The sequence below is a fragment of the Streptomyces sp. NPDC033221 genome (assembly GCF_055577005.1).
Genome location: NZ_JBVIQN010000015.1, coordinates 76,053 through 93,969 on the forward strand (window position 1 = coordinate 76,053; position 17,917 = coordinate 93,969).

Sequence of the window (17,917 nt, forward strand, 5' to 3'; positions counted from 1 at the left end):
TGCTGGGGGTGGGGCGAGGGGGCTGCCTGCCAGTGGTTGTGACGGGCCTGTCTGGGGGGCGGGTGGCTGTTGTTGAACGGGTGTGACGGCTTGGCCCGGTGGTGGGTGGCTGCCGCTGGGTGGGCGTGACGGCTCTGCCCGGCGGTGGGTGGCTGCCGGCGGGGGAGGCGTGCCTGCCTTGTCCGGGCGACGGGCGGCTTGTTGTTGGGCGGGTATGACGGCTTTCGTCGGGCGGTGGGCATGCTGTCGCCGGGCAGGCGTGTCGGCCTCGCCCGGCGAGGGGTGGCTTCCTCCGGGCAGATATGACGGCCTTGCCCGGCGATGCGCGGCTGCCGTTCGCCGGTCAGCGGTGCTGGAACTGCGGTCCCTGGGGCGGCAGGACGAAGTTCGGGTCCAGGGCCGGACCGGGGCCAGGGGGCTGCTGCGGATAGCCGTAGGTCGGCGGCGCCGGTACGGCCGGGCCCACGGGGCCCGTCGGATACGGCTGGTGCTGAGGCGGCTGCGGCTGCTGCGGGTAGCCGTACGAAGGCTGCTGCGGCTGCTGCGGCATCGGGCCGGGATACCCGTACGCGGGCTGGGCCGGGGGCTGGGCCGGAGGCGGCGGGAAGTTCGGGGCGCTCTGCGGATAGCCGTAGCCCCCGCCGGTGGGCTGCGGCTGAGGTGGGAAGGCGGTGGCCGGAGCGCCCGCGTGCGGAGCAGTCGCGGGCGGGGCGGTGGGCGGCGACAGCGGGAAGGAATCCGGTTCCGCCTGCGAGGCGGGGGCCGGAGCCGATGCCGCTGCAGCCGCTGATGTCGATGCCGGGGCCGGAGCCGGAGCCGGGTTCGGAGCCGGGCTCGATGCCGGGTCCGGGTCGGGGAGGTGCTGCGTCGCGGCCTCCGGATCCGCTGACGACGACAGCGCCTCAGCTTCCCCGGAACCGTCCGACGAAGCCGTGGCGGCGGACGGCGCCGCCGAAACCGTGCCGGCCCCGGCAGTCGTAGCCGTGCCGGCCCCGGCAGCCGCGGATGTAGCGGTGCCCGTCCCGGCAGCCGCGGACGTACTCGTGCCGGCTTCGCCGGTCGCGGACCCGTCGTCCTCCTCCACCGAGATCCCGAACTCGGTGGCCAGGCCGATCAGACCGTTCTCGTACCCCTGCCCCAGCGCACGGAACTTCCACTGATCGCCGCGCCGGTACAACTCGCCGCAGATCAGGGCCGTCTCCTTGCCCGTCTCCGGCACCACGTCGAAGACCGCGACCGCCTCGTCGTCCGACGACGAGGCGTCGTACAGCAGGACACGTAGGTCCCGTACGTGCGCGAAGGTTCCGCCGTCCGCCGACGCGGTGAGCATGACACGGTCCACCGACGCCTCGAGAGCGGACAGGTCCGCCTCGATCGTGTCCGCCAGCCCGTCGGCCAGTTGCCGCTTCGGCAGATGCCGCACCAGGCCGCTGGGGTGCCGGGGCTGGTTGTAGAAGACGAAGTCCGCATCGGAACGCACGCGTCCGTCGGCACCGAGGAGCAGGGCCGAGGCATCGACATCGCGCACTCCGGCGCCGGGGGTCCAGCGCAGTACGGCCCGGACCGCCGTGGTGTCGAGGGGTACGTTCGACCCTTTCAGCATCGCGTGCGTCATGTCCGTAATCCTGCCTTCCCGGAGGTCGGGGGGACAACGCGGGGGCCTTCCCGGCGTGGCTTGCCGGAGGTTCTCCTCACCTGGCCGTCGTGTGCGGGTTACGTGCTTTTCACATGGGTGGGAACTTTCTCGTCACGGCCACACGTACGATTACCGGCCGGATCCAGACAGCGAGTCGCCGCGGGGTGGCCCCGGCCCCGCCTGCTCACGGGGAGTTCTATGCGTCACTTTGGGCACCTTGCGCCCGATATCCGGAACGCTTTGTTCCACCAGGAGCCGGTCGAGTTCACCGCCGACTCCCCGCCCGGCACGCTCGCGGTCGCCCTCGGCGCGACGCTCTACAGCCCTGCCACCCGTCCGCGGCTCGCCGAGGACATCGTCAAGCAGGCCGGCCGTGGAGTGGTGTCCATGGTGCTGTGCCTGGAGGACTCCATCAGCGACGCGGACGTGGCCGCCGGCGAGGAGAACCTCGTCCGGCAGTTCGCGGACCTCGGCGCGGAAGCCGAGAGCGGGACGGACCTCCCGCTGCTGTTCATCCGGGTCCGCGCGGCCGCACAGATACTCGACCTGGTGCGCCGACTCGGGCATGACGTGCGGCTGTTGTCCGGATTCGTGCTGCCCAAGTTCACCGAGGAGCGGGGCGTCCCGTTCCTGGAGGCGCTGACCGGCGCGGAGGCGGAGTGCGGGCGGCGGCTGTTCGCGATGCCGGTGCTCGAATCGCCCGACCTGCTCCACCTGGAGAGCCGCGGCGAGACCCTGCGGGGCATCGCGCGCACGGTGGACAAATACCGTGAACGGATACTGGCGCTGCGGCTGGGCGTCACCGACTTCTGCTCGGCCTACGGTCTGCGCCGGGCCCCCGACATGACCGCCTATGACGTACAGATCGTCGCGTCCGTGATCGCCGACGTGGTGAACGTGCTCGGCCGGGCGGACGGCACCGGGTTCACCGTCACCGGCCCGGTGTGGGAGTACTTCCGGCTGCACGAGCGGATGTTCAAGCCGCAGCTGCGGCAGAGTCCCTTCCTGGGCCGGGCCGAGGAGCTCCGGACGGCCTTGATCGAACACGACATGGACGGCCTGCTGCGCGAGATCGAACTCGACCGCGCGAACGGCCTGCAGGGCAAGACCTGCATCCATCCCTCGCATGTGGCACCGGTGCACGCGCTCTCGGTCGTCAGCCATGAGGAGTTCAGCGACGCCATGGACATCCTGCGGCCCGAACGAGGCGCCGGCGGCGTCCTGCGCTCGGCGTACACGAACAAGATGAACGAGATCAAGCCGCACCGTGCCTGGGCCGAACGGACCCTGCTGCGCGCCGACGCGTTCGGCGTCGCCCGTGAGGGCGTCGGCTTCGTGGAGCTGCTGACGGCCAGCCTTCCGAACACCTGAGACGGCGAACGGCTGAGGAGACCTGGCGGATACCGCCCGACCGGGCCGACGACGCCCAGGAAGCAACGGACGATGACGACGGCGGAAGAGACGAAGGAGACGGGCACAGTGGTGTGGACGGGAGAGTGGGTCGCCCAGCGGCTGGGGGTCTCGCTGAGCGGCGGGACGGAGCTGCCCCGGCTGCTGGGGCTGGCGCTGCGGCGCAACCCCAAGCGGGCTCATCTGCTCGTGTCGAACGTGCTCGGCAAGCATGTGCCGCAGCGGCCCGACACGGTCCACGGCGCGGGCCTCGGGCTGGGGCGCCGGGTCCGTGAACTGCTCGGCGACACCGAGGCTGCGCGCGCCGTCGTCCTGGGCTACGCCGAGACCGCCACAGGCCTCGGGCACAGCGTGGCCGACGGGCTGGCCCTCGCGCCGTATCTGCACTCCACGCGGCGGCCCGTCGCGGGGGTCGAGCAGGCGGGCGGCTTCGAGGAGGAGCACAGCCACGCGACCTCGCACCTGCTGCTTCCGGAGAACCCGGCGCTGCTGGCCGGCGACGGCCCCCTGGTCCTGGTCGACGACGAGTTCTCCACCGGCCGTACGGTTCTGAACACCATCAAGGCGCTGCACGCCCGCTTCCCCCGCGAGCGGTACGTCGTCGTGGCCCTGGTGGACATGCGCTCGGACGCGGACCGGGTCCACCTGGAGAAATTCGCCGCGGACCTCGGCGCACGGGTCGACCTGATATCCCTGGCTGCCGGGGGCGTCCAGCTCCCCGCGGACGTACTCGAACGAGGCCAGGCCCTCGTAGCCGCCCACCAGGACGCGATATCGGCACCGGCACCGACGCCGCCGCCGGACATCCCGGCTCCGAGAACCGTCCCGAGCACTGAGCCTGGGGCTCCGGACGAGCCTGTGGCCGACGGGGGGCCTTCGACCCCGAGCGGCCCCTTGCCCGCCGTACGGATCGACCTCGGCTGGCCGGAGGCCGTGCCGGACGGCGGGCGGCACGGTTTCACCCCCGCGCACCGGGACCGCCTGGAAGCGGCGCTCCCCGGCATGGCGGCCCGGGTCGCCGACGCACTCGCCGACGGACTCACCGGCGCTCGCCGGGTCCTGGTCCTCGGCAACGAAGAGCTGATGTACGCGCCGCTGCGCCTCGCCGGTGCCCTGGACGACGCCATACCGGCCGAGGTGTACTTCTCGACCACCACCCGCTCCCCGGTCCTCGCCGTGGACGACCCCGGCTACGCCATACGCACCCGGCTGGCCTTCCCGGCCCATGACCGTCCGGCCGACGGCCCGGGGGAGCGCTACGCGTACAACGTCGCGGCCGGCGCGGACCCGGAGCGGCGCTTCGACGCGATCGTCGCCGTCACCGATTCGCACGGCGACACCCCGCAGCTCCACGCCCCCCACGGTCTGCTGGGCCGGCTCGCCGCCCACACCGACCGGCTGCTGCTCGCCGTCATCCCCTCGTACACGCCGGCGGGCCCGCTGCCGCAGACGCCGGAGCCCGCCCCGAAGCCCACGCCCCACGCCACGCGACGACAGGTCTGACCGATGCCCCTCCCCGAGCCGCTGCGCGGCCCCGCCTTCTCCTCCTACGCCCCCGACGAGGTCGGCTGGCTGCTCCAGGACCTGTCCGCGATCACCCTTGAAGCGCCGACGGAAGAGCGCGAGGAGGCGATACAGGCAGGCGGCGCCCACTATGCCGAGTCGCTGCCCGTCGAATACCAGCCGAGCGAGCAGTATCAGGCGCTGTTCCACAGCGCACTGGACATCTCCGCAGGCCGCATCGCGCGGGCGGTCGGCGCCGTCACGGAAACCGTGATCGCCGAGCGCTCGCCCCGTCCGGTACTGGTCTCGCTGGCCCGTGCCGGCACTCCGGTGGGTGTGCTGATGCGCCGCTGGGCGCTGCACAATCACGGCCTCGACCTGCCGCACTACGCCGTCTCCATCGTGCGCGGCCGCGGCATCGACACCACCGCACTGCGCTGGCTCGCCGCCCACCACGACCCGGCGGACGTCGTCTTCGTCGACGGCTGGACCGGCAAGGGCGCCATCACCAGGGAACTGGCCGAGGCGCTGCGCGACTTCTCCGGCTTCGACCCGCGGATCGCCGTCCTCGCCGACCCCGGCGGCTGCGTGGACACCTATGGCACCCGCGACGACTTCCTCATCCCCTCCGCGTGCCTCAACTCGACCGTCTCGGGCCTGATCTCGCGCACCGTGCTCCGTGACGACCTCGTGGGGCCCGACGACTTCCACGGCGCCAAGTTCTACCGTGATCTCGCGGCGGCCGACCTGTCTCGGGTGCTCATCGACACGGTCGCCGCGCGTTTCGACGAGGTCGCCGAGGAGGTTGCCGCCGATGTGAAGGAACTGGCCGCGGCCGACCGGACACCCACGTGGGCGGGCTGGGCCGCGGTCGAGCGGATCAGCGAGGCGCACGGCATCCACGACGTCAACCTCGTCAAGCCGGGTGTCGGCGAGACCACGCGGGTACTGCTCCGGCGCGTCCCCTGGAAGATACTTGCCCGGCGCGGCGCCGGAACGGACCTCGATCATGTGCGTCTCCTCGCTGAACAGCGGGGTGTACCCGTCGAAGAGGTCGACGAACTCCCCTACACCTGTGTCGGTTTGATCCACCCCCGCTTCACCCGGGGCGCGACGGGTGCGGACGGCAAGGCGGTGACCGCGCCGTGAACACGATCGTCGCCAGCGACCTGGACCGCACCCTCATCTATTCGGCCGCCGCGCTGGACCTGGCCATGCCCGACGCCCAGGCGCCGCGCCTGCTCTGTGTCGAGGTCTACGAACACAGACCGCTCTCCTACATGACGGAGACGGCGGCCGGGCTGCTCGCCGGCCTCGCCGACGCCACGACCTTCGTCCCCACGACCACACGCACCCGCGAGCAGTACGGACGCATTCACCTCCCGGGCCGTGCCCCGCGTTTCGCCATCTGCGCGAACGGCGGCCACCTGCTGGTCGACGGAGAGTCCGACCGGGACTGGCAGCGCACTGTCGCCGCCCGGCTGAGCGCGGAGTGCGCCTCGCTCGACGAGGTCCGTACGCATCTGCTGCGCACCGCCGACCCGGCATGGCTGCTCAAGGAGCGTGTCGCCGAGGATCTCTTCGCCTACCTCGTCGTCGAGCGCGCGCTGCTGCCGCAGACCTGGGTCAAGGAACTCGCCGAGTGGGCGGACGCCCGCGGCTGGACCGTCTCGCTCCAGGGCCGGAAGATCTACGCCGTGCCGAAGCCGCTCACCAAGAGTGCCGCCGTGGCCGAGGTCATCCGACGGGCCGGGACCTCGCAGGTACTCGCCGCCGGTGACTCGCTGCTCGATGCTGACCTGCTGCTGGCCGCGGACCACGGCTGGCGCCCCGGCCACGGTGAGCTGGCGGACTCGGGATGGAGCGCCCCGCACGTCACCGCGCTGGAGGAGCGCGGAGCGGTGGCGGGCGAGGAGATCCTGCGGGCCTTCACCCGCGGCGCCGCTGCCCCCGCCCGCTCTTGCTGAGCCGTACGACGAGGAAGGCCATGATGGCCAGTACGGCGGCCACCAGCACCACCTTCGAGTACGCGTCGACATAGCCGGTCACTTCCTCCCAGTTCTCGCCGAGCGCATAGCCGGCGAGAACGAAGATCGAATTCCAGATCAGGCTGCCCAGGGTGGTCAGGACGAGAAAGACCGGTATCGACATCCGCTCGATGCCGGCCGGGACGGATATCAGGCTGCGGAAGATCGGCACCATCCGGCCGAAGAACACCGCCTTGTTGCCGTGCCGTTGGAACCAGCGCTCCGTCTTCTCGACGTCGGAGACCTTGACCAGCGGCAGCCTGGCCGCGATCGCCAGCATGCGGGTCCGGCCGAGCAGCGCGCCCACGCCGTAGAGAGCAAGGGCGCCGAGCACCGACCCGAGCGTCGTCCACGCGAGCGCGGAGAACAGCGTCATCCGGCCCTGGCCCGCGGCGAATCCCGCGAGGGGCAGGATCAGCTCGCTCGGCAGGGGCGGGAAGAGATTCTCGGCGGCGATCGCCAGGCCCGCGCCGGGCGCGCCGAGGGTGTCCATGAGTCCGGTGATCCAGCTGGTGTCCGCGTGTTCGTTCATGACTTCGACGTTAGAAATCCGTGCTCGCCCGCACATTGCGGAAAACCGCAGGGAACACTGCGGTTTTCCGCAGTGCGGCGGTGCCGACGCGGCACTAGCGTTTCGATCATGCGGGGGATGGCACGGCGCGGGATGCGCCTCACGGTCGGATTGTTGGTCGGCGCGGGCACGGTGGCGGTCGAGTTGCCGTTCATCGTGCTCTCGGCGCTCGTGCTGCTCTGTGTTTTCGTGTGGCCGCGCGGGAGACGCAAGGTGCTGCAGCCGGTGACGGCCGTGGCCCGGTGGCTCATCGAGTCCGCGCGTCGCCGCCTGAGGTTCGGCGGGGCCGATTTCTCCTACGGATACGACAACGAGCGAGCGCTCAAGTACCTGGCGGTCCGCTGGCTTTTGGGGCTCCTGGGCGCTTCTGTCGTGTTCTTCGCGCTCGCGGGCGCGACCATTGTTCTGTGGGCGTCGACGGCGTGGATGTTCTCCCACGTCGAGCACCCGGTAGATGTCGCGGAGACCGGCGTGGGCGGCCTGTTGCTGCTTTTCCTCAGCCTGCAGGGGGTGTTCGGGGTGGCGGCCCTGGAAGCCCGGCTGGCACGCCACTTCCTCGGCCCTACGCACGAACGGGAACTGAAACGCCGCGTCGCGGAACTGGCCTCCAGCCGGGCCGGCGTCGTCGCCGCGGTCAACGACGAACGCCGCCGCATCGAGCGTGACCTACACGACGGAGTGCAGCAGCGGCTGGTGGCCCTCGGGATGCTGCTCGGCCGCGCGTTGCGCAGCAAAGACGAGGAACACGCGGTCGGCCTGCTGCGGCAGGCCCATGCGGAGAGCCGCCAGGCACTGACCGAGCTGCGCGAGGTCGCCTGGCGTATCTATCCGACGGTGCTGGACGAGGCCGGATTGCGGGCCGCCCTGGAAACCGTAGCGGAGCGCTCTGCCGTCCCCGTCCGGCTCAGCTACCACCTCCCCCGTGAACCGGATACCGCCGTGGCGACCGTCACCTATTTCGTCGTCTCCGAAGCGGTGACCAATGCCGTCAAGCATTCCTGCGCCGAAGGGATAACCGTCACCGTAAACCGCGATGAGAACATTTTGTCCGTCCGGATCCAGGACGACGGCTGGGGCGGTGCGAACGCCTCGGGAAGCGGTCTCTACGGACTGGCCCGCCGGGTCGCCGCCATGGACGGCCGATTCCAGGTGGACAGCCCGGTCGGTGGACCCACCACGATCACCGCGGAGCTGCCGTGCGCGTAGTACTTGCCGACGATTCGACCTTGCTGAGGGAGGGCCTGGTGCGACTGCTGACGGAAGAGGATCACGAGGTGACGGCCGCCGTCGCGGACGCCGCCGAACTGATGACGGTGCTGGAGCGCGCGCCGGCGGAGGAGCGGCCCGACGTGGTGGTCGTGGACGTACGGATGCCGCCCACGCACACGGACGAAGGGCTGCGAGCGGCGGTGCAGATCCGGGAACGCTGGCCGGACGTCGGCGTGCTCGTCCTGTCGCAGTACGTCGAGCGGCGGTACGCCACCGAGCTGCTGACCGAGGACAGCGAAGGGGTCGGCTATCTGCTCAAGGACAGAGTCGTGCAGGTGGACGAGTTCCTGGACGCGCTGGAGCGGGTCGGTTCCGGGAAGGCGGCCTTCGATTCGGAGGTCGTCCGCGTGCTGTTCTCCCGCAGCAGCCGTACCGACCCGCTGAACTCACTCACCGCACGCGAGCGTGAGGTGCTCGCCCAAATGGCCGAGGGCCACACCAACGCCGCCATCGCCGGGAGGCTGCACATTTCGCAGAGCGCGGTGGAGAAGCACACCAACGCGATCTTCGACAAGCTCGGTCTGACCGGCACTTCGGGCTACTCTCGCCGCGTTCTGGCCGTTTTGCGCTATTTGGGGACCTGAGGGAGTACCGGTGACCAAGAGCAAGTCCACCGCGATCACGGAGGAGCTGTACGGCTACGTCCTCGCGCACAACCCGCCGCTGGACGCCGTGCAGCGAGAGCTGGTGGAGATCACATATCAGCGCTTCCCCGACGTGGCGCAGATGCAGTCGGCCCAGGAACAGGGCCCGCTGCTGGCCTTCCTGATCCGCCTGTGTGGCGCGCACCAGGTCGTTGAGGTCGGCACGTTCACCGGCTTCTCGGCACTGGCGATGGCCCAGGCCCTGCCGGCGGACGGCAAGCTGATCACCTGCGACGTCTCCGATGAGTGGACGGCGTACGGCCGTAAGGCGTGGGAGAAGGCCGGCGTCGCGGACCGTATCGACCTGCGGATCGCACCGGCACTGGACACGTTGCGAGCCATGCCCGAGGAGCCGCACATCGACTTCGCTTACCTCGACGCGGACAAAGGCAACTACACCCAGTACTGGGACGAACTGATCCCTCGCCTGCGGCCCGGAGGGCTGATCGTCGCGGACAACGTCGTCTTCGGCGGGGCGGTCGTCGATCCCCGGGCGGAAGGCCCGGCCGCGGCGATCGCGAAGTTCAACGAGCACGTCATGGCGGACGAGAGGGTGGAGGCGGTGATGCTCACCGTGGCAGACGGACTGACGGTGGCACGCAGGCAGTGAGGGGTGGCTTTCGATCGGGAGCCGGGCCGTCTCTGGTTGGGGTCCCGGTCATGGCCCGGACCTCGGCCCCGGCCTGGATCCCGGTCCTGGTTCGGACCCCGGTCCTGGCCTGGAGCCCGATCCTGGCTCGGACTCCGGCACTGGCCTGGGGCCGGGGCCTGGTGCGGAGCTCAACCCGGGCCTTGAGCCCGTCCCTGGCCTGGAGCCTGGTTCTGCCTGGGCTTGCGGCCCGGCCTCCAGACCTAGCCGCAGCAACCGCCTCCGCAGCAACCGCCACCCGCGCCGCCGCTGGGTGCCGGAGCCGCGGCGGTGCCGCCGACGGCGACCGTGGACAGCAGTTTGACCGTGTCCTCATGCCCGTCCGGGCAGGTCGCCGGGGCGGAGGACTCGGCCATAGGACGGTTCAGCTCGAAGGTCGAGCCGCAGGAACGGCAGCGGTATTCGTAACGAGGCATGGCGACAGATTAGCCCGCTAGCGGGGGAGGGGAGGTGGGTGACCGCACGGAACGATGCGTCGGCGTCCGTGCCGCGTGGATGAGGGGACCAGTCGCGTGGATGAGGGTGACCAGTCGTGCGGGCCGTGGGGGGGCGGTCCGGGACGGGCTGCTGTTCACCACTCGGCGAACGAGCCGTCCGCGTGGCGCCAGACCGGATTGCGCCATGCGTGCCCCCGCTGGTCGGCGGCTCGTACGGCCACCTCGTCGACTGTCACGCCCAACCCCGGGCGGTCGGTGCGCAGGAAAGAGCCGTCGTGGAAGCGGAAGGGTTCCGGATCGGTCACGTAGTCGAGCAGTTCGGCGCCCTGGTTGTAGTGGATGCCGATGGACTGTTCCTGGATGAGGAAGTTGGGGGTGGTGAAGGCGATCTGCAGGCTGGCGGCGAGGGCGACCGGGCCGAGCGGGCAGTGCGGGGCGAGCTGGGCTCCGTACGTTTCCGCGAGGGCGGCGATCCGGCGGAGTTCGGAGATGCCGCCCGCGTGGGAGATGTCCGGCTGGAGGATGGCGACGCCGGCTTGGAGCGGGGCCAGGAACTCTTGGCGGGTGAAGAGGCGTTCGCCCAGTGCGAGGGGGATGTTGGAGGTGTTGACCAGGTCGGGAAGGGCGTGCGGGTAGTCGCAGAGGACGGGTTCCTCGACGAACATCGGCGCGTACTCGGCCAGTAGGGGGAGGAGGCGTCGCGCGTTGGCGGGGGAGACCCGGCCGTGGAAGTCCAGGCCGAAGTCGCGTTCGTCGCCCAGTACTTCACGGGCGGTTTCGGCGCGGCGCAGGCAGTCGCGTACCTCCGCGCGGGTGGCGACCGGTGTCATCGGCCCGCAGCCGTTCATCTTGACGGCGGTGAAGTCCGCCTCGATCTGGGCGGTCAGGGCGTCCCGGATTTCGTCCGGTTCGTCGCCGCCGATCCAGGCGTACGCGCGGACACGTTCCCGTACGGGGCCGCCGAGGAGCTGATGGACGGGCACTCCGTACTGTTTGCCCTTGATGTCCCACAAGGCTTGGTCCAGCCCGGCGACGGCGGAGGAAAGTACCGGGCCGCCACGGTAGAAGCCGCCCTTTGTCATGACCTGCCAGTGGTCCTCGATGCGCGACGGGTCCTGGCCGATGAGGTATTCGGACAGCACCTCGACGGCGGCCCGTACCGGCTCGGCGCGGCCCTCGACCACCGGCTCGCCCCAGCCGACGAGCCCCTCGTCGGTCTCCACGCGGACGAACATCCAGCGCGGCGGGGCCAGAAACGTTTCCACACGGCTGATGCTCACGCTGCCCGCCGCCTTCCTCGGACTGTGTGCAACTGTGTGCGACTGATCAGAGGCAGGCTGGCATGCGGGGGTGGGGTTATCAATTGGTGGTCTATCGATCGGGGCCGCGGGGAGGGACGGGGCGGGAGCCGGGGTGAGGGGGCGGGGCGAGGGGGTTGGTGGCCGTCGTCACATGGCGTGTTTGCGGTGCCTTGGGGAGCGGTGGCGGCTGCCCGTGGTGGTCGTTGGTCGGGGCGTCGCGTGAGAGCCCGTCCGGGGTGGCAGGGGTCGCCGGACCGGTCGTGGTGCTACTTCCGGGTGCCGGGCGCGCCAGTACGGGTTGTCGTGCGGCAGGCCGCCGGACACACGTCCGTACATGCCGAAGACCAGGAGCATCAGGCCGACCAGGAAGCTGAACAGGACGTTCTGGATACGGAAGGCCAGGTAGTTGAAGCCGGTTTCCAGGATGGCGAGGTTGATGAAGCCGCTCAGGAGAAACGCCACTCCGAGGACGATGTTGAGCGTCGAGGCGAAGTTCCCGCCGATGATCATGCCGCCGAAGAGGATCAGGCCCACGATGATCGACAACACGCTCAGTGCACCGTTGGTGTTCAGGCCGACGACGGTGTCGCCGCCGGTGTCGAAGAATCCGATCTTGTCGATCAGGCCGAGAATGCCGAATGCGACGAGGACCAGACCCATCAGCCCGGCGCCGAAACGGTAGACCGTGCTGAGCCGGTGATCGACGGGCAGGTGTTCGTCGAGCCGCGTGTGCCGTACTTTGCCGCGTAGCGTCCGGGAGGGCCCGTGCAGAGCCTGGCCAGCGTCCATGTCCGGCCTCCTTAGCGCAGATCGAACCGCCAGGGCCGTGCCTGAGTCCAGCATCCGCCTGTACGTGGCGTAACGCCATAGTGCCAGGTCAAGGGGCTGGAAGGGGGTGAGGGGGAGGGGTGTGGGGGCGGGGCGCGGGGGCGGGCGGTCACGACTATGGAATGGGGCTGGGAGCTGGGGCCGGGGAACTGGAAGTCGGGGACCGGGGCTGGGGGCTGGAGGGCGGAGTTGGGAGGGCGGCTCCGAAGGGCGGCTCCGTGGGGCCCCTACGTCTGCGAGCCCTTCCTGCTGCGGGCGTTTCAGCCTGCTGCGCCGCCGCCCCGTTCGTCGCGGATCTCCTGGACGACCCGGGTCGCGGTCTGCCGTACCGCCTCCGTCTCGGTCAGGAAGTGCCACCAGTCCGGGTGCCGTCCTTCCAGACCGTCGATCGCCCGCTCCAGACGCGCCACCGCGTCGTCCAGCGGCCGCGCGTGGCGTGGGTCGGGCGTGCTGCGTCCGGCCATCGCCAGCCGCTGCGCGTCCCGCACGGCGAAGCGCGTGCGCTCGACCTCCTTCTCGCGGTCGAAGGACACCTCGTCCAGCCGCCGCAGCCGGTCGCCGGCCGCCGAAACCGCCTCGTCGGTCGTGTTCAGCAGGGCCCGTACGGTAGTCAGCAGGCTCGTGGCGTCGGCCCAGCGCTGCTCGTCCCGTGCCCGCTGGGCCTCCCGCACCTTGGTCTCGGCCTGCGCGACGGCGTCCGCGGCCTGGTCGGGCACGTGCTGGAGGTCCTGCCAGCAGGCCGCGCTGTAGCGCCGCCGCAGTTCGCTCAGTACGGGGTCGACCTTGCCCGCCCGTGTCGTGATGGCCTGGGCCCGGGTGCGCAGCGACACCAGCCGCTTGTCGATCTCCGCGGCCTTCTCGGGCAGCCGTTCCGCCTCGGTCCGTACGGCCTCGGCCCGGCGCAGTACGTCATCGGCGCGCCGGATCGTCTCCTGTACGCCGTGCTGGCCGGCGCCCTGGTTGAGCTTGGTCAGCTCGGGGGACAGGGCGGCCAGCCGGGCCGCCAGATCGTCGGCCTTGAAGTCTTGCGCGCGAACGGCGTCCAGCGCGTTGCTCGCGGCGAGCAGAGCCTGCCGGGCCCGCTCCACAGCGGGCGCGAGCCGCGCCAGCTGCGTTTCCGCGGTCTGCAGCAGCGGACCGAGTCCCTGCGCGAAGCGGTCGAGGTCCGCCTTGACCCGCTCCAATTCCTCCTTGGCCCGGGTCAGGTCGGCGCGTGCCCGCGCGGCCGCGCCGGCGTCGAGGTCGTCCCCGTCGAGGTCGTGGGCGTCGACGGCGCTGATGTAGCCCTGGCTGACCTCGTCGATCCGCCGCCCGAAGTTTGCGTAGTCCTCCGCGGCCCGTCTGGCCGCCGGCGAGTTGTCGACCGCCGTGATGGTTTCTATGGAGATGCGGAGATCGCGCTGCGCCGTGTCCAGCTCGTAGAAAGCCGCCGCCGCGGCATCCTTCGCGGCCTGCGCGTCCGCACGCTGGCTCTCCCCGCGCCCGAACCAGCGCCGCGTACCGCCACCGGCGAACGCGGCCGGTGCAGCGGCGGCCAGCAAGGGCAGCGGCAGCAGAAGCAGGGTCATCGTGTCCCGGAACGCGCCCCTTCGAGGGCGACGGCGTACTGCACGGCGTGCTCGCTGCTCGTGCGGCTGCGTGTGTGTCGCCGTCACATCCCTCTCCCGATCGCATCGCCCCAGGCCCGACTGCCATTCTCCCACCCAGTAGGAACGAACACAGCGGCCGGTTGGTTCGCGATCTCGGGGGTCGGTTCCCGACCCCCGCCCCAGGGTGCCGGGCCCCTGGTTTGCGGTGCAGCCCCAGAAGCAAGGTAGTCTGTCGGCTCAGCCAGGGCGCATAGCTCAGCGGTAGAGCGCTGCTCTTACAAAGCAGATGTCACAGGTTCAAATCCTGTTGTGCCCACCAGCGCGAAGACCCCTCGTCGATCTTGACGGGGGGTCTTCGCTGTTGTGGGGAGGTCGTCAGCCCGTGCCGGTGCAACGCGGCCGGGAGTTCGATCTCGGTGCCTGGTGCGATGCGGTACGTCTCGGCTGCCGGGCAGCGTCAATGCCAGGGGTGGGGATGCTGGTTCGGTGACCTGTGTCATCCCGATGCAGGGCCGTGCGGTCGCGCAACGATCAGCCGGTCAATCTCGGCACGGTCGGAGAGGGACTCGCCGCTCTGGGCCTCGTCTTTGCCGGCGGTGTGCCGTGCGGCGTCACACGTGCCGCGGTCGGTGCGGTGGCCGACATGCGTGGTGCTCGGTCCCGGTGCACGCTAAAAGCATGGCTGAGCATCCGTCGGTGATCGTCCACCCGCCCTCCTCGTCCGGCGGGCGACGGGTCACCATCCACGGGCAGATCGTCGGGCTGGCACACGGGCGCGGCGATGTCGCCGAGTTCCTGCGGCACGCGGGGCTGGCGCCGGATGCCGAGGACATCGACCTGGACGCTCCGGGGCTCGTGGAATGGCGCGGTGGGGACAAGGACACGTGGTCGGTTACGGATGGAGGGTTGGCGGCGGGCTGAGGGATAAGGGTGAGAGGTCGGGTCGAGGGGCGGGCGAGAGGGTGGGCTGTGCGGTTGGGCTGAGTGGGTCGGTGGTTTTTGGGGGAGCGGGGCGGATGGATGTGGGGTGGCCGGGGGCAGGGGTAGAGGTTACGCATCGTGTGGATGGGTGTCCGAAGAGTGAGGGTTGTGGGCGCGGCGCTGTTGTTCGACTTTCAAGTGATGTGTATCGTCGACGTGTGACTTGAAACTTCAAGTACTTCCGGTGGCGGTGGCCGGACGGCGGCCCGGTCCGCCGTCGGGCCCGTCGGACCCCAGACAGAAATGAGCGCTCGTATGACCTCCCCCCTCAGCCCTCTCAGCCCTCTCAGTGACTACGGCAGCGGTGTCGACGACCGGCACGCCGCGACTCCGCAGGCGTACGACGTCGGCCTGCTGCTGTTGCGGCTCGCGGTCGGGCTGACCATGGCCGCGCACGGTGCGCAGAAGCTGTTCGGCTGGTTCAGTGGGCCCGGTCTGGACGGAACCGGACAGTTCTTCACGGCCAGCGGCTACCCGGCCGGCAAGGCCATGGCCGTGGTGGCCGGTCTCAGCGAGACGCTCGGCGGTCTCGGGCTGGTGCTCGGACTGCTGACGCCGCTGGCGGGCGCGGCGGTCGTCGGCACGATGGTGAACGCGCTGGCGGTCAAGTGGGGTGGCGGCTTCTTCGCGCCCGAGGGTGTGGAGTACGAGCTGCTGCTCACGGCGGGGGCGGCGGCCCTGGCGCTGACCGGTCCCGGCCGGTACGCGGTCGACAGGCTGCTCCCGGTCCTGCGTACGCACCGGCTCGCGTACGGGGTGGCCGCGCTGGTGTTCGGCGTGGTCGTGGCGTTCGCGATGTTGCTGGTACGCGACTGAGGGTCGCGTGGATGCGCGTGAGCACGTGGATGCGCGTGAGCGCGTGGTGGCGCGGAGCCGGTGAAGCAGCGTGAATTGCGTGAATCGTATGAGCTGTGCTGGTGGAGAGAAGCGGAAGGTGAGGGATTGACGTGGCTGTGCGGCGGCTGAATCACGCGGTGCTCTACGTACGGGACGTGGCGCGTGCCGTGGCCTTCTACACGGAGGCGCTGGGGTTCCGGGTGGACACCGAGATTCCTGGGAGGGCCGCGTTCCTCAGTGCCGAGGGGACCGCCAATGATCACGATCTCGGGCTGTTCGCGGTCGGCGCCGCGGCGCCCGGCCCCGAGCACGGCCGGGTGGGGCTCTACCACCTGGCCTGGGAGGTCGGCACCCTCGGCGAGCTGGCGGAGGTGGCGGCGGACCTGGCGGGGCGGGGCGCGCTGGTCGGCGCCACCGACCACCTGGTGTCCAAGTCGCTGTACGCCAAGGACCCGGACGGCAACGAGTTCGAGGTCATGTGGCGGGTGCCGCGTACGGACTGGCCGGGTCCGGACGAACCGGACCGGCTCCGTCCGCTCGACCTCGAAGCCGAGCTGGCGCGCTGGGGGCGGGATCTGAAGACGGGCGCGGCGGCCGGGTCGGCCACCTGACCCTGGCGGGAGACCGGCCGTCGGCCCGCCGGGGTCAGTGGGAGGCCCACCGCCGGCCCCTCGGCTCGTCGGGTCAGGCGGTCTCCTGGGCCTCCGCCGCCCGCGCCGACCAGCGCTTCTCCACCCCGGCCAGGCGCCAGTACGCCAGGGCCACCGCCCAGACCACCACGAACAGGCCGACGATGATGAAGCCGACGTTGTCGAGGTCGATCGACGAGATCCAGCCGGTGACACCGTCCTTCAGGTCCAGCTTCTCGTGCAGGACGGTGACCAGTTCGATGGTCCCGATGAAGAAGGCGACGGCGATCGACAGGCCGGTGATCGTGAGGTTGTAGTAGACCTTGCGCACCGGGTTCGAGAACGCCCACTGGTACGCGAAGTTCATGAACGTACCGTCCAGCGTGTCGAACAGGCTCATCCCCGCCGCGAACAGCAGCGGCAGCACCAGGATCGCGTACCAGGGCAGACCGGCCGCCGCGCCGCTGCCCGCCATCACCATCAGCGTCACCTCGGTCGCGGTGTCGAAGCCGAGGCCGAAGAGCAGGCCGAGCGGGTACATCTGGCCGGGCCGGGTGATGGAGCGGGTGAAGCGGCCCAGCAGGCGGTTCATGAAGCCGCGCGAGTCGAGGTGCTGCTCCAGCTCCGTCTCGTCGTACCGGCCCTGCCGCATCGCGCGGAAGACCCGCCAGATGCCCGCCAGCGCCACCAGGTTGAGCGCGGCGATGAGGTAGAGGAAGCTGCCGGAGACCGTGGTGCCCACGGTGCCGAGGACCTGGTGGGCGCTCGATCCGTCGTCGAGCAGGGTGCCGGCCAGTTGTGCGCCGCCGGCGACCAGGGCCGCCATGGCGACGACCACGCTGGAGTGCCCGAGCGCGAACCAGAAGCCCACGGAGACCGGACGTTTGCCGTCGGCCATCAGTTTGCGGGTGGTGTTGTCGATGGCGGCGATGTGGTCGGCGTCGAAGGCGTGCCGCATGCCGAGGGTGTACGCGGTGATGCCGAGGCCGACTCCGAAGACCTGCGAGCCCACCGCGTAGTGCTGCGGGACGACCAGGAGGAAGAGCACGCCGAAGGCGACGACGTGTAGCGCGGCTATGACCGCCATCAGCCCCGCGGTCCGCACGGTGTCCTGACGCCGCCAGCGGAATCCGGATGGCGGGGGAGGGGAGGCGGATGGGGCATGGGGGGCGGGTGGTGTGGGTGAAGTGGTGGTGGCAGGGGACGGGGAAGGGGAATCGGCGGACAGGGGCATCCGGTGGTCACGCTCCAGCACCTCGTGGATCAGTTCGTGAGATGCCGTGGCCGGTCTCCTGGCTGACGGGTGTACGCGCCCGCCCCGGCCTTCCCGGCCGCGGGCTGCGGCCAGTGGCTCCGTACGGGCGGCAGGCACGTACGGAAAGGGGCGGGAACTTCCCGATCACAGTGGCGAGGGCCGCTCCGGCCTGGACCCGAAGGTCTTCACCGGTCTTCCCGACACCACGGCCCGGACACTCTAACGCCCGGTAGCGGCCTGGTCATCGGATCAATACGGCGGGAACCCGGGGCGCCCGCCGCTCGACTACCTGGTCCTGGGCCCGCAGGGGCGGGTCGCCGGGCAGTCGAGAGGCAGGGAGAGCGGACGTAT

The 17,917-nt window shown here is 70.6% G+C and carries 15 protein-coding genes, 1 tRNA gene, 1 pseudogene and 1 riboswitch; of the genes and pseudogenes, 10 read left to right on the plus strand and 7 right to left on the minus strand.

The features are described 5' to 3' along the window. Positions 1–343: 343 nt before the first annotated feature. Positions 344–1,615 (minus strand): TerD family protein, encoded by a 1,272-nt coding sequence (locus ACZ53K_RS21005; protein ID WP_468838610.1) that lies wholly within the window; start codon positions 1,613–1,615, stop codon positions 344–346. A gap of 219 nt (positions 1,616–1,834) precedes the next feature. On the opposite strand from ACZ53K_RS21005, the gene ACZ53K_RS21010 reads away from it, so the two are divergent. From ACZ53K_RS21010 to ACZ53K_RS21020, 3 genes and pseudogenes are all read left to right on the plus strand, one after another. Continuing rightward, positions 1,835–3,007 (plus strand): HpcH/HpaI aldolase/citrate lyase family protein, encoded by a 1,173-nt coding sequence (locus ACZ53K_RS21010; protein ID WP_468838613.1) that lies wholly within the window; start codon positions 1,835–1,837, stop codon positions 3,005–3,007. A gap of 72 nt (positions 3,008–3,079) precedes the next feature. Then, positions 3,080–5,698, plus strand: a pseudogene (locus ACZ53K_RS21015) (phosphoribosyltransferase). Beyond that, positions 5,695–6,516: an HAD family hydrolase gene (locus ACZ53K_RS21020; RefSeq protein ID WP_468838615.1), complete on the plus strand. Its 822-nt coding sequence runs from the start codon at positions 5,695–5,697 to the stop codon at positions 6,514–6,516. The pseudogene ACZ53K_RS21015 and the gene ACZ53K_RS21020 overlap by 4 nt, the downstream one beginning before the upstream one ends. Here ACZ53K_RS21020 and ACZ53K_RS21025 read toward each other — a convergent pair. Next, the gene (locus ACZ53K_RS21025) at positions 6,479–7,108 is read right to left on the minus strand and encodes a DedA family protein (RefSeq protein ID WP_468838617.1); all 630 of its coding nucleotides are present in this window, start codon (positions 7,106–7,108) and stop codon (positions 6,479–6,481) included. The two genes, ACZ53K_RS21020 and ACZ53K_RS21025, sit on opposite strands and share 38 nt — an antisense overlap. Positions 7,109–7,216: 108 nt before the next feature. On the opposite strand from ACZ53K_RS21025, the gene ACZ53K_RS21030 reads away from it, so the two are divergent. Genes ACZ53K_RS21030 through ACZ53K_RS21040 form a run of 3 tightly spaced genes read left to right on the plus strand, consistent with a single transcriptional unit; the run spans position 7,217 to position 9,670 of the window. After that, positions 7,217–8,353, plus strand: coding sequence for a sensor histidine kinase (locus tag ACZ53K_RS21030; RefSeq protein ID WP_468838620.1), 1,137 nt, complete (start codon positions 7,217–7,219; stop codon positions 8,351–8,353). Continuing rightward, complete coding sequence (locus ACZ53K_RS21035) at positions 8,344–9,000, plus strand: response regulator (protein WP_468838623.1); 657 nt, start codon at positions 8,344–8,346, stop codon at positions 8,998–9,000. The genes ACZ53K_RS21030 and ACZ53K_RS21035 overlap by 10 nt, the downstream gene beginning before the upstream one ends. A gap of 10 nt (positions 9,001–9,010) precedes the next feature. Next, positions 9,011–9,670, plus strand: a complete 660-nt coding sequence (locus tag ACZ53K_RS21040) for an O-methyltransferase (RefSeq protein ID WP_468838626.1) — start codon at positions 9,011–9,013, stop codon at positions 9,668–9,670. A 242-nt stretch (positions 9,671–9,912) separates the two neighbouring features. Here the strand turns inward: ACZ53K_RS21040 and ACZ53K_RS21045 are convergent, their stop codons facing one another. From ACZ53K_RS21045 to ACZ53K_RS21060, 4 genes are all read right to left on the minus strand, one after another. Beyond that, positions 9,913–10,125 (minus strand): FmdB family zinc ribbon protein, encoded by a 213-nt coding sequence (locus ACZ53K_RS21045; protein WP_468838629.1) that lies wholly within the window; start codon positions 10,123–10,125, stop codon positions 9,913–9,915. Positions 10,126–10,280: 155 nt separating this feature from the next. Next, positions 10,281–11,426, minus strand: a complete 1,146-nt coding sequence (gene dgoD / locus ACZ53K_RS21050) for a galactonate dehydratase (protein WP_468838632.1) — start codon at positions 11,424–11,426, stop codon at positions 10,281–10,283. A gap of 168 nt (positions 11,427–11,594) precedes the next feature. Continuing rightward, a complete protein-coding gene (locus ACZ53K_RS21055; RefSeq protein WP_468838634.1) occupies positions 11,595–12,236 on the minus strand; it encodes a DUF4383 domain-containing protein in 642 nt (213 codons plus the stop codon). 299 nt (positions 12,237–12,535) lie between these two features. After that, positions 12,536–13,930 carry a hypothetical protein gene (locus tag ACZ53K_RS21060; RefSeq protein ID WP_468838637.1) on the minus strand — a complete coding sequence of 465 codons (1,395 nt, stop codon included), beginning with the start codon at positions 13,928–13,930 and terminating at the stop codon, positions 12,536–12,538. A gap of 178 nt (positions 13,931–14,108) precedes the next feature. Between ACZ53K_RS21060 and ACZ53K_RS21065 the strand changes: the two genes are divergently transcribed. The 4 genes from ACZ53K_RS21065 to ACZ53K_RS21080 all read left to right on the plus strand — a co-directional run bounded on the left by ACZ53K_RS21065 (position 14,109) and on the right by ACZ53K_RS21080 (position 16,293). Continuing rightward, positions 14,109–14,183: transfer RNA gene (locus ACZ53K_RS21065), tRNA-Val, on the plus strand. 359 nt (positions 14,184–14,542) lie between these two features. After that, entirely contained in the window at positions 14,543–14,785 is a 243-nt protein-coding gene (locus ACZ53K_RS21070; RefSeq protein WP_468838640.1) for a hypothetical protein, read from the plus strand. 315 nt (positions 14,786–15,100) lie between these two features. Beyond that, positions 15,101–15,661 (plus strand): DoxX family protein, encoded by a 561-nt coding sequence (locus ACZ53K_RS21075; RefSeq protein WP_468838643.1) that lies wholly within the window; start codon positions 15,101–15,103, stop codon positions 15,659–15,661. 131 nt (positions 15,662–15,792) lie between these two features. Beyond that, positions 15,793–16,293, plus strand: a complete 501-nt coding sequence (locus ACZ53K_RS21080) for a VOC family protein (RefSeq protein ID WP_468838646.1) — start codon at positions 15,793–15,795, stop codon at positions 16,291–16,293. Between the two features lie 73 nt (positions 16,294–16,366). On the opposite strand, the gene nicT is transcribed toward ACZ53K_RS21080, so the two are convergent. Next, complete coding sequence (gene nicT / locus ACZ53K_RS21085) at positions 16,367–17,545, minus strand: Nickel transporter NicT (protein WP_468838888.1); 1,179 nt, start codon at positions 17,543–17,545, stop codon at positions 16,367–16,369. A gap of 31 nt (positions 17,546–17,576) precedes the next feature. After that, positions 17,577–17,789, minus strand: a riboswitch (cobalamin riboswitch). Between the last annotated feature and the right edge of the window lie 128 nt (positions 17,790–17,917).